Here is a 13,634-nt window from a genome sequence, read left to right as displayed (position 1 = left end):
GGGCGGCGGCGGGCCGGGCAAGAGTGGGTGCCATGGGTATCGAAGACTACGGCGGCGGCCCCGGGGCCGAACAGACGGGCGTTCTCGTCGTGACGACCAACGACGTGCCCGGCTACCGGGTGGAGCGGGTCATCGGGGAGGTCTTCGGGCTCACCGTGCGCTCCCGCCACCTGGGCAGCCAGATCGGCGCGGGCCTGAAGTCGATGATCGGCGGAGAGCTGAAGGGTCTGACCAAGACCCTGGTGCAGACCCGCAACCAGGCCATGGAACGGCTCATCGAGCAGGCGAAGGCGCGGGGCGGGAACGCCGTCCTGATGATGCGCTTCGACGTGACCGAAGCCGCCGACATCGGGACCGAGGTGTGCGCCTACGGCACCGCCGTCATCCTGGTCCCGGCCTCCACCTGAGTACGTAAGTCCAGGACGGCGCTCCGCTTTGTCCATGGGCCTGCCCGGCCCCGGTCCGCAAGCTGTCAGGTCAGTGAGCGGACCGCTCGGGCCTTCGTGCCGAGCGGTCTTCCGCCAAGGAAGCGCCGACTCCCGGAGGTCCGATGCGAACCCCTCTGGCCGGCCGCAGCCGCGGTGGCCGGCCTGGTCGCCACCCTGGTCGTGGCCGCACCCGCCGTACCCGCCGCGGCGGCCGCACCCGTGACGATCACCTCGCCCGAACTGTCCGTCAGCGTGGACAGCGGCTTCCCCCGCGTCATCAGCTACACCCGCCGGGCCACCGGTGACGTCCTGCACGGCAACGAAGACGTGCTGAGCACCGTGCTCGTGAACGGGACGAGCTACACCCCCACGGTGACCTCGACCCCCTCCGCCTCGGGCGTGGACTACGCACTCGCCTTCTCCGGAGTGACCGTCAGATCCCGCCTCTCGGTGGCCGGTTCGGTCGTGGAGTTCAAGGTCACCGCGATCGAGGACACCGCCGCGCTGCGCGTACGCAGTTTCGCGATCCCCGACCACAACCTCGTCAGCGTCCGCAGCGATCAGCCGGGCGCCGCCCTGTCCACCGCGACCATGCACACCGCGACCACCGGCACCGGGGACACCTTCACCCCCGTCACCGCGACCACTCCCGTCGACCCCGCCGCGACCACCGTGATGTACGGCCTGGCCAACACCGGCAGACTGGCCGCCGCCATCGACTCCAACTCCCTGTACGACACGCCCTCGGGCGGCACCGCACGGGAGAACGGCCGGATATCCAAGCGGGTCACCGACAAGGGCTCCTACCGCCGCGCGGGCCTGTGGAGCGGCGCCTGGCTCCACCGGGCCGCCGGCGCCGCGGACACCGACACCGAGCCCCTGCCGTACGTCCGGATCGCCGTCACGGCCGACCGCAACGCGGACTCCGCCGTCGACTGGCAGGACGCCGCCGTCGCCTACCGCGACATCTGGACCCCGCCCACCGGCTGGCAGGACACCGCCGACCGCGTCGTGCAGCGGATCCCCTTCAACTTCGCCTCGCAGGCCACCCACCCGTTCGCGCAGACCCTCGACGAGACCAAGCGGGTCAACCTCGCCACCGACGGCCTGGGCCAGTTCGTCCTCCTCAAGGGCTACGCCTCCGAGGGCCACGACTCCGCGCACATGGACTACAAGAACATCGGCTCCAAGCTCGGCGGCGCCGTCGACCTGAACACCCTCACCACCGCAGGTCACGCCTACAACGCCGACTTCGGCGTGCACGTCAACGCCACCGAGGAGTACCCGGTCTCGGCCACCTTCGACCCGGCCCACCAGAGCGGCGGACTCGGCTGGGACTGGCTGGACCAGTCCTACTACGTGGACACGCGCAAGGACGGCCAGTCCGGGCAGCGGCTGAAGCGGCTCCAGGACCTCAAGGCCGCCGCCCCGGGCCTGGACTTCCTGTACGTGGACGTCTGGTACGGCGACGGCTACGTCTCGCGCAAGCTCCAGCGCGAGATCACCGGGATGGGACTCCAGCTGACCACGGAGTTCCCCAACACCCTCACCGAACAGTCCCTCTGGCACCACTGGGCCACCGACGTCGACTACGGCGGCAGCGACCTGAAGGGCATCAACTCCACCATCGCCCGGTTCATCGCCAACCACGCCAAGGACGACTGGATCGCCCGCAGTCCGCTGCTCGGCGGCGCCGAGGTCACCGCGTACGAGGGCTGGCAGGGCAAGAAGGACTTCACCGCCTTCCTGAACACCACCTTCGCCGTCAACCTGCCGACGAAGTACCTCCAGGAATCCCCGATCGTGAAGTGGACCGCCGACGCGGTCACCCTCGCGAACGGCACCACCGTCACCACCACGGGCAACAAGCGCCAGATCACCACGGCCGGCCGCACCGTCCTGTCCGGGGACGCCTACCTGCTGCCCCGCGACGGCAAGCTCTACCACTGGAACGACAAGGCGGGCTCCACCACCTGGACCCTGCCCGCCGGCTGGAGCGCGCCCAAGCTCTACAAACTGACCGACACCGGCCGCCAGTTGGTCGGCGACCTCACCGTGGGAACGGGCGGCCAGGTCACCATCAACGCCGCCGCCCGCACCGCCTACGTGGTCACCAACGGCGCGGTCCCCGCCCCGGCAGACCCCAAGTGGGGCGAGGGCACCCCGGTCAAGGACCCGTCGTTCCACTCGGGCAATCTGAACGCCTGGACCGTCACCGGGACCGGCGCGGCCGTCACCCGCAACGCCCAGGGCCAGAGCGAGCTCACCTTCGCCCCCGGCACCACCCCCGCCGTCTCCCAGCAGCTCACCGGCCTCGCCCCCGGCACCTACGCCGCCTCCGTCTGGGTCTCCACCCCGGCCGGCCGGGCCGCCACCCTCACCGCGACCCCCGCCGGCGGCGCCGCCGCCTCGGTGTACGCCGACTCCTCACCGCTGACGAACAACCTCGGCGGCAGCGAGAAGAACGGCACCAAGATGCAGCGCATGAAGGTGCTCTTCGACGTCCCGTCCGGACAGTCCACCGCCACCCTCAAACTGTCCGCCGCCGCCGGACCGGGCACCGTCTACCTGGACGACGTCCGCGTGGTCCGCTCCGCCCGCACCCCGCTCGCCGGGCACTGGTTCGCCGAGGACTTCGAGAACGCCGACGCGGGCTGGGGCCCCTTCGCCTTCGGCGGCGCGGGCGGCTCGGCCACCGACCCCCGCACCCACATCGCCCAGCGCAACGCCCCCTACACCCAGGCCGGGTGGAGCGGGAAGCTGGTGGACGACGTGATCGGCGGCCAGAACTCCCTCAAGTCGCACGAGGAGCGGACCGGACTGGTCTACCGCACCCTGCCGCAGACCCTGCGGCTGGTCCAGGGCCGCTCCTACAAGGTGACCTTCCGCTACGAGACCGGATTCAGCGGCGACTACCATTTCATCACCGGATCCGGGGCCACCGAGACCGCCACCGCACTGAACCAGGCCCGTACCCCCACCACCTTCACCAAGACCTTCACCGCCGGGGCCGACGCCTGGGTCGGCGTACGCAAGGTCACCCCCGAGAACTCCCACAACGAGGCCGACCTGATCCTCGACGACCTGACCGTCGACGACCTCGGCCCGGTCGGCGGCGGTGAACTCCTCGTACCGCAGAGCCAGATGAGCGTGAAGGCGGTCGACAGCCAGGAGACCACCGGCGAGAACGGCGGCGCCGCCAACGTCCTGGACGGCGACGGCTCCACCATCTGGCACACCCAGTGGTACGCCGCCACCGCGCCCATGCCGCACGAGATCACCCTCGACCTCGGCGCCTCCTACAACGTCTCCGCCCTCCACTACCTGCCCCGGCAGACGCAGAGCAACGGACGGATCGCCGACTACCAGGTGTTCACGTCCACCGACGGCGTCACCTGGGGGCTGGCGGCGGCTTCCGGGGCCTTCGCCGACACGACGTCGCAGCAGGACGTCGCCCTCACGCCGCGCACCGCGCGCTACGTGAAGCTCAAAGCTACGAGGGAGGTGGCGGACAACCCTTGGACCTCGGTCGCGGAACTCACCGTCGGCTACGTGCCGTAGGAGGTGTCCTGCCCGCCGACTGCTGTGCCCGGAACCGCACGGGCGCCATGCCCACCCGGCGGCTGAACAGCCGGCTGAAGTAGGCCGGATCCTCGTAACCGACCCGCCGGGCGACCCCGGCGACCGGCAGGTCGGTGCGGGCGAGCAGCTCCTTCGCCCGGCTCAGCCTGATCCCGAGGAGGTACTCCTTGACCCCCTCCCCGGTACTGCGCCGCACCGCCCAGCGCAGCTGGGGCAGCGGCATCCCGAGCCGGGCGGCGTGCTCGGCCACCGATATCGGCAGCAGGGCGTCGCGCGCCAGGGTGTCCATCACGGCGTCCCCGTGCCGGGACACCTCGGCGCGGGCGTAGCGCAGCGCCACCAGCAGTCCGTGCACGGCGGCCGCGGCCTCGACCTCCAGCAGCGGGCCGCCGCGCCGGGCGGCCCGTACGATCCCGTCGACCACGTGCTGCACCCCGGCCGTCCCGCTCAGCGGCACGAGCGGCCGGTCCGGGGTGACGTAGCCGAGGTCGGTGTACGCCTCCACGCTGCTGCCCGTGAAGTCGACGAAGCACTCGTCCCAGCCGGTCCGCGGATCGGGCCCGTAGTGGTGCTCCACCCCCGGGACCAGCCACAGCAGCGCGGGCGCGGTCACCGGCTGGGGCGGCCGGCCGCCGTGGCTGAACCAGCCCCGGCCGCGGGTGACCACCACGGCGACGTGGTGGTCGAGGAAGCGCGGTCCCACGACCGGCAGTTCGCCCTGCTGCACCCCCACCCCGAGGCAGACCAGGCCGAGTCTGCGGTGGTTGGCGGTGGGGGAGAAGTACCGCATCCAGCTGCTGTACGGGGAACCGCTGTACGGGGGACCGCTGTACGAGGGCGTCGCCATCTGCGGATTGTGATCCACAAGGCCCGGCGCCCTCAAGGGGAAGCGGGCTCGCGGTGCGGGAGCGGCTCGGCCGCGCGGCGTGGCGGCCGGAGTCCCGCCGCCAGCCCGGCGATGACCACCACCAGGCCCAGCCACACCGCCGGTCCCGGGACCCCGCCGCCCGTGAGGACCCCGGTGCCCGCCGCGGCGAGCGGCGCGACCCCGGTCAGCAGTCCGGCCCGGCCGGAGCCCACGGCGGCCACCGTGCGGTACCAGAGCAGGAACGCCACCGCCGTCACCAGGACGGCGAGGTACGCGGCGGCCGCCCACTGGGCCGCGCCGAGTTCCAGCAGGTCGGCGGGGTGCTCGAGACACATCGCGAGGCCCGCCAGCATCACCGCACCCATCCACACCGCGTGCACGGACACCCCCCACGGGCCGTGCCTGCGCAGTACCGGCACGGCGAGCAGGGTGAACCCGGCCTCGCAGGCCAGCGCGAGCGCCGCCCAGGCCACCCCGGCGGCGTCGGTCCGGCCCGTCCCCTCCACGAGTACGGCCCCGGCCACCACGACGGGCGCCGCCATCAGCACCTGGCGGCTGGGCCGCCTGCCCTCCAGGAACGGGCCGATCAGCCCCAGCAGAATCGGTACGGAGGCCACCGCGACGGCGATGACGGCCGGTTCGGCATGCGCGACCCCGCGTACGACGGCCACGTTGAACAGCACCAGCCCGGTCGCCGCGACCCCGGCCAGCCACAGCCACTCACGGCCGCGAGGCCGCAGGACGGGCACCCGGGCGGCCCGGGCGAGGGCGAGCAGCAGCAGTGCGGCGGCCGCGTACCGGACGGCCTGGACGGCGAACAGCGGGGCGTCGACGAGGGAGCGGGAGACGGTGACGCTGCTGCCCACCAGCGCCATCCCGGCGATGCCGGGTGCCAGGTCCCGGAAGGCGGGGGACGGGGTCTGTGCGGCCTTCGCGCCCTTCGTGGCTTTCATGCTCTTCATGTCGTCCAGCCTCGCTGCACAATGGTCCTGTGAGCAGGTCCAATGAAGGCGCGAGCGAGGGGTCCAAAAGCGGATCGGACTTCCTCCAGCTCGACATCGGCCAGGCCCCGCCCGGCGGCCGCACCGACTGGCTGGCGGGCCGGCTCCGCGCCGCCATCGCCGACGGCACCCTGCCGGTCGGCAGCAGGCTCCCGGCCAGCCGCGTACTCGCCGCCGAACTCCGCGTCTCCCGGGGGCTGGTCACCGAGGCGTACCAACGGCTCGCGGAGAGCGGCCAGGTGTCCGGCCGCGGCCGGGGCGGCACCGTGGTGGTCGCCGCCCCGCCGCCGGTGGCCGTGCCCGCGGCCGTTCCCGCGCGCGGGGGCTGGTCGACGCCCTGCGGGCAGTGCCCTGCCGGATCGACCTCTCGCCCGGGGTCCCCGACCTGACCGCCTTCCCCCGTACCGCCTGGCTCCAGGCCGAGCGCCGGGTGCTCGCCGGACTCACCCCGGCCGACTTCGGCTACGGCAACCCGCAGGGCGCGCCCGCACTGCGCGAGGCGGTCGTCGGCTGGCTGGCCCGCAACCGGGGGATCCGCGCCGACCCCGACGAGGTGGTGATCGTCGCGGGAGTCGCCCAGGCCCTGGGGCTGCTGGCGCAGGTCCTGCGGGAGGACGGGGTACGCCGCGTCGCGGTGGAGGATCCCGGCTCGCTCGGGGCCCGGCAGCAGCTGGAGTACGGGCGGCTGGAGACGGTTCCGGTACGGGTGGACGAGCTCGGGCTGGACGTGGCCGGGCTCCGGGCGAGCGGGGCCGGGGCCGTCCTGCTCACGCCGGCGCACCAGTTCCCGACCGGGGTCGTGCTCGACGGCGAGCGCCGCCGGGAACTGCTCGGCTGGGCGGCCGACGGGGGAGTGGTCATCGAGGACGACTACGACGCCGAGCACCGCTACGACCGGGCCCCCGTCCCCGCTCTGCGCGCCCTGCTGCCCGAGGGGGTCTGCTACGCCGGGAGCGTCTCCAAGCTGCTGGCCCCGGCCCTGCGCCTCGGCTGGCTCCTGGTCCCGCCGCGCCTGAGCGAGGCCGTGACCGCCGCCAAGCGCTACGCCGACCTCGGCAACCCGGTCCTCGCCCAGCTGGTCCTCGCCCGGCTGATGGACTCGGGGGAGCTGGAGCGGCACCTGCGCTTCGTCCGGCGCCGCCACCGCCGCCGCAGGGACGCCATGCTCCGGGCCGTCGCGGACCGGCTGCCGGGGGCCCGGGTGCACGGCGCGGCCGCGGGGCTGCACCTGATGGTCACCTTCGACGGCGCCGACTTCGAGGACACCGCGCTGGCCTCGGCGGCCCTGGCCCTGGGGGTCAAGACCCACCCGCTGTCGTGGCACCGCCTCGCCCCGGGCCCGCCGGGCCTGATCCTGGGCTACGCGGCCGGCTCGGCGGGCGAGATCGAGGAGGGTGTCGCCACGCTGGGCACGGCCCTGCGGAAAATTCTCGGCGATCGGCGGCAACCTCGGCGGGGGTCGCGCGTCGTGCGGGGGTGAAGGTGCGGTCCCGCGCCCTCGACCCGACCGTGGAGAACCACCGTGAAGAACCACAAGCGAGTCCCCCGCACCCTTTGCCGGGCGGCCGTCACCGCGGCCGCAGCCGGAGTGGTCGTCGCTCTCGCCGGGCCGGCGTCCGCCACCGGCGGCGCCTCGGCCACGCCGGCTCCCGTTCCTGCTCCTGCCTCCGCGCAGCCCAGCGCCGCCCCCGCACCGGCCGACGGGGGCAAGCCCGTCGTTTCCGCTCCCGCTCCCGCCTCCAGCGTCGAGCCGAGCGCCCGGCCCAGCGCCGCCCCCGCGGCTCCGGGTGCCGCGCCCGCACCGGCCGTCTCGCCCGGCGGGCCCGAGCTCGCGCATACTGGCTCCTCCGCGACCACCGCCGCACTGGGGGCCGGGGCGGCCGTGCTCATCGCCGCCGGTGCCGGGACCCTGTACACCGTGCGGCGCCGCGCCAACGGCTGAGGACCCTGTGCTCCACCTCGTACCGACCGCCGGCCCCGCCATGCCCGTCATCGACCGGGTGTGGCGGGGCCTGTGGTCGTTGCTGCGCCGCGACCGCTCCGCCCCGCCGGTCCCTCCTCGCCCGTACAAGGACGCGTACGGGTCCGCGTACAAGGACCCGTACGCGGACTCGTACGCGCACGACCTCGTCGGCCGGGAGGACCCGCCGCCCACCGTCACCGCGCTCTACCACGCGCACCGGCTGCGCATGGTCCGGCTGGCGGTGCTCCTCGTCGACGACCTGGCCACCGCCGAGGACGTGGTCCAGGACGCCTTCACGGCCCTGTACCGCCGCCACGGGGAGCACATCACCGAGGTGGACAACGCCCTGGGCTACCTGCGCACCGCCGTGGTCAACACCTCGCGCTCGGTCCTGCGCCGACGGCGGACCGCCCGGGCCTGGACACCCGCCGCGCCGGCCGACGTACCGTCGGCGGAGGCGCACGTGGTGATCGACGAGGCGCACCGCGAAGTGCTCGCCGCGCTCGGCCGGTTGACGCCGCGCCGCCGCCAGGTGCTGGTGCTGCGGTACTGGGCCGACCTCAGCGAGGCGGAGATCGCGAGCACCCTCGGGATCAGCCGGGGAGCGGTGAAGTCGAACGCGAGCCGCGGGCTGGACGCGTTGGAACGGATTCTGGAGGGACGGATATGACGCGCACGGCGCACGACGGGATCGAGCGGCGGCTGCGGCAGGCCCTCGACGCCCGCGCGGCCGGGATCACCGTCCGCGAGCTGCGGCCCGCCGATCCGCCGGGGCCGCACGTACGTCGCTTCCCCCTGCTGCGGCTGCGCGGGCTCGGGCTGCCCCTGGCCGGGCTGGCCGCGGCGGCCGCTGCCGTGGTGGGCTACCTCGTGCTCGCCCCGGACCCCGCACCGGTCCGCCCGGTGCCGCCCGCGGCGCCGCCGGAGCTTCCGACGCCTGGACCGGCGCCGGAATCCGAATCCCCCCGGCCCTCGCCGCCGTCCTCGGCCTCGGCCTCGGTGTCGCCGTCGGCCAGGCCCGTCCCGACCGGCGTGCGTCCGCCCTCGGCCTCCTCGGCGCCGTCCGCCAGCCCGTCCGCGGTGCCGCCGGCCACCCCTAGGCGGTAGCCGGGCGGCTGTTCTCGACCACCGCGACCAGCGCGGCCAGCTGGGGATTGCGCGCGGCCTCGTCCAGTGCCTCGCGCAGGGCGGTGTCGTTCGTCGGACGGGCGGCGGCCAGCAGGGCCAGGCCCGCCTCGCTCACGTCGGTGTAGATGCCGCGCCGGTCGGTGTCGCAGATGTAGCGGCTCAGCAGGCCGCGGTCCTCCAGCCTGCTGACCAGGCGGGTCGTCGCGCTCTGGCTGAGCACCACCGAGTCGGCGACCTGGTGCATGCGCAGGTGCCCGCCCGGCCCGCTGTGCTGGCGGCTCAGGACGTCGAGCAGCGAGAACTCGCGCACGCTGAGGCCGTGCCCCGCCTGGAGCGCCCGTTCGATGTGCGTCTCGATCCGCCCGTGCAGGAGGGAGAGGGCGCACCAGCCCTGGGAGAGGGCGGTGAGCGCGCTGTCCGTGGCCGTCATGGGCTCCTCCTTCGAAGCGGGTACCGCGTGTGACATCGCGTGTGACCACCAGGATAGGCCACCTCTGCAATAGCCCGCGCTTGCAAATATCCCGCGTCTGCAATTAATGTGGACGCACGTAAGCGGCGACAGCAACGTGTCGTCCCGGTGGCCGCCCGCCACCCCCGCACCACCCCCTCCCCGTGAAGGACACCTCCCCTCATGCCTTTCGCCCTCCTCGCCCTCGCCATCGGGGCCTTCGGGATCGGCACCACCGAGTTCGTGATCATGGGCCTGCTGCCCGAGGTCGCCGGTGAGTACGGCGTCTCCATCCCCACCGCGGGCTTCCTGGTCACCGGCTACGCCCTCGGCGTGGTCCTCGGCGCGCCGCTGATGACCGTCCTCGGCACCCGCATCCCCCGCAAGCGGATGCTGATGCTGCTCATGGGCCTGTTCATCGCGGGCAACGTGCTCTCCGCGCTCGCCCCCGCCTTCGGGGTCATGCTCACCGGCCGTGTCGTCGCCTCGCTCGCCCACGGAGCCTTCTTCGGCATCGGAGCGGTCGTCGCCGCCGAACTCGTCGCCCCCGAGAAGAAGGCCGGAGCGATCGCCATGATGTTCACCGGCCTGACCGTGGCCAACGTGGTGGGCGTCCCGCTCGGCACCCTCGTCGGCCAGACCCTCGGCTGGCGCGTCACCTTCCTCATCGTCGCCGGGCTCGGAGTCCTCGGCCTGCTCGGCATCGCCCGCCTGGTCCCCGAACTGCCCCGGCCCGAAGGCGGCGTACGGATCCGCAGCGAGCTGGCCGCCTTCCGCAACGTGCAGGTGCTGCTGGCGATGGCGATGACCGTGCTCGGCTTCGGCGGCGTCTTCGCCGCGATCACCTACATCACCCCGATGATGACCGACGTCGCGGGCTTCGCCGACTCCTCCGTGACCTGGCTGCTCGTCCTCTTCGGCCTCGGCATGGTCGTGGGCAACCTCATGGGCGGCCGGTACGCCGACCGTGCGCTGATGCCGATGCTGTACGTCTCCCTGGGCGCGCTCGCCGTCACCCTGGCCGTCTTCACCCTCACCGCCCACACCAAGGCGGGCGCCGCCGTCACCATCGTGCTCATCGGTGCCCTCGGCTTCGCGACCGTGCCCCCGCTCCAGAAGCGGGTCCTCGACCAGGCCGCTGGCGCGCCGACCCTGGCCTCCGCCGTCAACATCGGCGCCTTCAACCTGGGCAACGCGCTCGCCGCCTGGCTCGGTGGCCTCGTGATCGCCGCGGGCCTCGGCTGGACCGCCCCGAACTGGGTCGGCGCGGCGCTGGCCGCCTCCGCCCTGGTGCTCGCCCTGGTCTCCGGCGCCCTGGAGCGCCGTACGGCGGGACATGCGGTACGCGGCGGCACGGTGGTCGCGTCCGCGGCCCCCGAGGCGGCCGCCGCCGCACCCGCCCACCACTGACCCGCCCCCGTTCCCCCGTACACACCCCCCGCAACACCCCCCGCTAGGAGAAACCCGCATGTCCAGCGCCATCCGCACCGCCGTCGCCCCGCTGACCACCGAGGACGCCGAGCTGCTCGTCGCCGCCGCCACGGCGGCCGCCGAAGCGGCCGGGGCCACGGTCAGCGTCACCGTCCTCGACGCGGGCGGCCACCTGCTCGCCTTCCGCCGCGACGACCGCGCCGTGCTGATCTCCGGCGAGACCAGCACCCGCAAGGCCTTCACGGCGCTCCAGCTGAACGCGCCAACCGCCGACCTGGTCGCCGCCGTCCAGCCCGGCGGTCCCTTCCACACCCTGCCCACGGCCCTCGACCGTCCGCTGCTGTTCATCGCGGGCGGGCTGCCCGTGCACCGCGACGGCCGTCTCATCGGCGCCATCGGCGTCGGCGGCGGCGCCCCCGAGCAGGACCATGGCTTCGCCGCCGCCGCGCTCGACGCCCTGGTCTGAGACCTCCGGGTCGCGCGCCCGTGTCCCCCGTGCCAGGTTGGGTACGGGGGACACGGGCGCATGATGCGAAATCCGAGGTTTCACGTGAGAGGCCACGTCATAGCGACGGCCACGGTCGCCGCACTGGTCACCCTTGCCGTCCCGGGCTGCACGGCCGCCTCCGACGAGGCCCGCGCCCCGGCCGCGCCGACTCCCGGCACCAGTACCCCGGCCGGCTCGCCGGCCCCTTCCCCTTCCCCTTCTGCGGCGCCCGCCGAGGCCGCCCCGTCCCCGTCCCCGACGCCGTCCTACGCCCTGTCCGTCGCCCCGCGCACCATCCCGGCCGTACGGGAGCACGTGCCCGCCCGGGGCCCCGGCTGGAAGCCCGCCCCCGGGGCCCGCGTGGTCGTCGACCCGGGCGACAAGGCCGCCCTGGCCGACGAGGGCAGGCTGCTCGCCGGTGAACTGCGCATGGGGTACGCCGAATCGGCGGAGCCGGGGCCCGGCGACGTGCACCTGTCCCTGGGCGCCAAGGGCTCCGGCACGCCCGAGTCCTACACCCTCGAGGTCAAGGACGGCCGGGTCCGCGTCACCGGCCCCGACGAGGCCGGGGTCTTCTACGGCACCCGCACCCTCAAACAGGCCGTGCGGAGCGCCGGTTCGGCCCCCGAGGGCACCGTGCGCGACGGCCCGGCAAAGCCCCAGCGCGGGCTCAACCTCGACATAGCGCGCAAGCACTTCACCCCCGTCTGGATCGAGGACCGGCTGCGCGAGATGGCCGATCTGAAACTCAACCAGCTCGGCCTGCACTTCTCCGACGACCAGGCCTTCCGCATCGAGTCCGACAGCCACCCCGAGTTCGTCTCCACCCCGCACCTCACCAAGGCCCAGGTGCGAAGCATCACCGCACTCGCCGCCCGCCTGCACATCACGGTCGTCCCGGAGATCGACTCGCCCGGACACCTCGGCGCGGTGCTGCGCGTCCACCCCGAGCTCCAGCTGCGCGACGCACAGGGCAGGGCGGTGAAGGGGGCGGTGGACATAGCCAACCCCGCGTCCGCGAAGCTCGTCGACGAACTGCTCCGCGAGTACCGGCCGTTGTTCCCCGGCGGGGCCTGGCACCTGGGCGCCGACGAGTACCAGGCGCTGGTGGTCAGCAACCCCGAGGCCTCCTTCCCGCAGCTCGCGAGCGCGGCCCGGCAGCGGTACGGGGCCGCGGCACGGGTGCAGGACCTGGCCACGGGCTGGCTCAACGACCGCGCGGACACCGTGCGCCCGTCGGGCAAGGCGCTGAAGGCCTGGAACGACGGCTTCTTCCGCGGCGGGGTCGCGAGCGCGGCCAAGGACATCCAGGTCGAGTACTGGACCGGCAAGGAGATCGGCGCCCGCCCGCCGCTCGAGTACCTGCGCGAGGGCCGCAAGCTCGTGAACCTCAACGACGAGTACCTGTACTACGTGCTGGGCGAGCCGAACCAGTTCACCTACCCCACCGGCCGGCGCATCTACGAGCAGTGGACCCCGCTGGTCCTGCGGGGCACCACCGCCGTCCCGGCGCAGTACGCGGACCAGATCCTGGGCGGGCGCCTCGCCATATGGGCCGACCTGTCCGGTGCCCAGACCCAGGCCCAGGTGGCGGCCGGCATCCGGATGCCGCTGGCCGCGCTCTCCCAGAAGGTCTGGGACGCCCGCACCCCGGCTCTGCCGTGGACCGGCTTCCAGTCCCTCGCCGACCGCGTGGACCCGCCCTAACAGGTCGTGTCGCAGTCCCCGCCGCCGCTCCGGGTGAGCTCGGTGCAGAGCGTGGTCTCCACCTTGCCCAGCAGGCGGGTCAGTTCGGCGCGCTCCGACGCGTCCAGGTCGTTCAGGGTCTGGCGTTCCAGCTCGCCCCAGGCCCTGCGCACCTCGACGAGCAGCCCGCAGCTGGCGTCCGTGGCCTCGACCAGGGAGGCGCGGCGGTCGGCCGGGTCGGGGCGGCGCCGGACGTGTCCGGCCTGTTCGAGGCGCTGGAGCATCTTGGTCACAGTGGACGGGTCGAGGCCCACCGCTTTGATCAGCTCGGACTGACGCACGGCCCCGCTGTCCCACAGGTGCATCATCAGGAACTCCTGCCCCGGATGCAGACCCAGATCCCGCAGGGCGCGGCCCGCGGCGATCCGGTGGAGCCGGGCCACGCGGCTGATGGCGTGACTGACCGGCCCGTCCAGCACGGCGCCGGGCACCGCCGGACAGGCGGGTTCGGTGCGCGGTTCCCGGGCTGCTTGCGCGGTCATGGCAGGGGTCCTCATTTCGTCTCGTGCGGCGGATCCTACCCGCCCTGCAGATTTTACCTTGGTCGGCCAA

At 73.7% G+C, this 13,634-nt stretch carries 12 protein-coding genes and 1 pseudogene; 9 read left to right on the top strand and 4 right to left on the bottom strand.

From position 1 onward, the window contains the following. Positions 1-32 precede the first annotated feature (32 nt). Entirely contained in the window at positions 33-407 is a 375-nt protein-coding gene (locus tag JIW86_RS06805) for a YbjQ family protein (protein WP_215149110.1), read from the top strand. Between the two features lie 174 nt (positions 408-581). Continuing rightward, the gene (locus JIW86_RS06800) at positions 582-3,989 is read left to right on the top strand and encodes an endo-alpha-N-acetylgalactosaminidase family protein (protein WP_257552946.1); all 3,408 of its coding nucleotides are present in this window, start codon (positions 582-584) and stop codon (positions 3,987-3,989) included. On the opposite strand, the gene JIW86_RS06795 is transcribed toward JIW86_RS06800, so the two are convergent. After that, positions 3,967-4,857, bottom strand: coding sequence for a helix-turn-helix domain-containing protein (locus JIW86_RS06795; protein ID WP_257552945.1), 891 nt, complete (start codon positions 4,855-4,857; stop codon positions 3,967-3,969). The genes JIW86_RS06800 and JIW86_RS06795 overlap by 23 nt on opposite strands. Before the next feature lie 32 nt (positions 4,858-4,889). After that, positions 4,890-5,840: an EamA family transporter gene (locus JIW86_RS06790; RefSeq protein ID WP_257552944.1), complete on the bottom strand. Its 951-nt coding sequence runs from the start codon at positions 5,838-5,840 to the stop codon at positions 4,890-4,892. 29 nt (positions 5,841-5,869) lie between these two features. Here JIW86_RS06790 and JIW86_RS06785 point away from each other — a divergent pair. From JIW86_RS06785 to JIW86_RS06770, 4 genes and pseudogenes are all read left to right on the top strand, one after another. Beyond that, positions 5,870-7,359, top strand: a pseudogene (locus JIW86_RS06785) (PLP-dependent aminotransferase family protein). A gap of 42 nt (positions 7,360-7,401) precedes the next feature. Next, the gene (locus JIW86_RS06780) at positions 7,402-7,821 is read left to right on the top strand and encodes an LAETG motif-containing sortase-dependent surface protein (RefSeq protein ID WP_257552943.1); all 420 of its coding nucleotides are present in this window, start codon (positions 7,402-7,404) and stop codon (positions 7,819-7,821) included. Between the two features lie 7 nt (positions 7,822-7,828). Next, positions 7,829-8,512 (top strand): RNA polymerase sigma factor, encoded by a 684-nt coding sequence (locus tag JIW86_RS06775; RefSeq protein ID WP_257552942.1) that lies wholly within the window; start codon positions 7,829-7,831, stop codon positions 8,510-8,512. Next, complete coding sequence (locus JIW86_RS06770) at positions 8,509-8,949, top strand: hypothetical protein (RefSeq protein WP_257552940.1); 441 nt, start codon at positions 8,509-8,511, stop codon at positions 8,947-8,949. Before JIW86_RS06775 ends, JIW86_RS06770 begins: the two co-directional genes overlap by 4 nt. Here the strand turns inward: JIW86_RS06770 and JIW86_RS06765 are convergent. Then, entirely contained in the window at positions 8,939-9,400 is a 462-nt protein-coding gene (locus tag JIW86_RS06765; protein WP_257552939.1) for a MarR family winged helix-turn-helix transcriptional regulator, read from the bottom strand. The two genes, JIW86_RS06770 and JIW86_RS06765, sit on opposite strands and share 11 nt — an antisense overlap. 201 nt (positions 9,401-9,601) lie before the next feature. On the opposite strand from JIW86_RS06765, the gene JIW86_RS06760 reads away from it, so the two are divergent. The 3 genes from JIW86_RS06760 to JIW86_RS06750 all read left to right on the top strand — a co-directional run bounded on the left by JIW86_RS06760 (position 9,602) and on the right by JIW86_RS06750 (position 13,043). Next, positions 9,602-10,828: an MFS transporter gene (locus JIW86_RS06760; RefSeq protein ID WP_257552938.1), complete on the top strand. Its 1,227-nt coding sequence runs from the start codon at positions 9,602-9,604 to the stop codon at positions 10,826-10,828. Positions 10,829-10,886: 58 nt separating this feature from the next. Continuing rightward, on the top strand, positions 10,887-11,315 hold the full coding sequence (locus JIW86_RS06755; protein ID WP_215149102.1) for a GlcG/HbpS family heme-binding protein: 429 nt from the start codon (positions 10,887-10,889) through the stop codon (positions 11,313-11,315). Positions 11,316-11,378: 63 nt separating this feature from the next. After that, on the top strand, positions 11,379-13,043 hold the full coding sequence (locus JIW86_RS06750; RefSeq protein WP_416237666.1) for a beta-N-acetylhexosaminidase: 1,665 nt from the start codon (positions 11,379-11,381) through the stop codon (positions 13,041-13,043). Here JIW86_RS06750 and JIW86_RS06745 read toward each other — a convergent pair. After that, positions 13,040-13,564, bottom strand: a complete 525-nt coding sequence (locus JIW86_RS06745; RefSeq protein ID WP_257552936.1) for a MarR family winged helix-turn-helix transcriptional regulator — start codon at positions 13,562-13,564, stop codon at positions 13,040-13,042. The two genes, JIW86_RS06750 and JIW86_RS06745, sit on opposite strands and share 4 nt — an antisense overlap. Positions 13,565-13,634 lie beyond the last annotated feature (70 nt).

It is taken from the genome of Streptomyces sp. NBC_00162, assembly GCF_024611995.1.
GTDB lineage: Bacteria > Actinomycetota > Actinomycetes > Streptomycetales > Streptomycetaceae > Streptomyces.
The sequence above is the reverse complement of the archived record's forward strand: the minus strand, read 5'-3'. Positions and strand labels throughout refer to the sequence as shown.

Coding starts and splice junctions, on each gene's coding strand:
- JIW86_RS06765 (WP_257552939.1), bottom strand. CDS start 9,400: ATGACGGCCACGGACAGCGCGCTCACCGCCCTCTCCCAGGGCTGGTGC.
- JIW86_RS06805 (WP_215149110.1), top strand. CDS start 33: ATGGGTATCGAAGACTACGGCGGCGGCCCCGGGGCCGAACAGACGGGC.
- JIW86_RS06750 (WP_416237666.1), top strand. CDS start 11,379: ATGCGAAATCCGAGGTTTCACGTGAGAGGCCACGTCATAGCGACGGCC.
- JIW86_RS06770 (WP_257552940.1), top strand. CDS start 8,509: ATGACGCGCACGGCGCACGACGGGATCGAGCGGCGGCTGCGGCAGGCC.
- JIW86_RS06790 (WP_257552944.1), bottom strand. CDS start 5,840: ATGAAGAGCATGAAAGCCACGAAGGGCGCGAAGGCCGCACAGACCCCG.
- JIW86_RS06745 (WP_257552936.1), bottom strand. CDS start 13,564: ATGACCGCGCAAGCAGCCCGGGAACCGCGCACCGAACCCGCCTGTCCG.
- JIW86_RS06755 (WP_215149102.1), top strand. CDS start 10,887: ATGTCCAGCGCCATCCGCACCGCCGTCGCCCCGCTGACCACCGAGGAC.
- JIW86_RS06795 (WP_257552945.1), bottom strand. CDS start 4,857: ATGGCGACGCCCTCGTACAGCGGTCCCCCGTACAGCGGTTCCCCGTAC.
- JIW86_RS06760 (WP_257552938.1), top strand. CDS start 9,602: ATGCCTTTCGCCCTCCTCGCCCTCGCCATCGGGGCCTTCGGGATCGGC.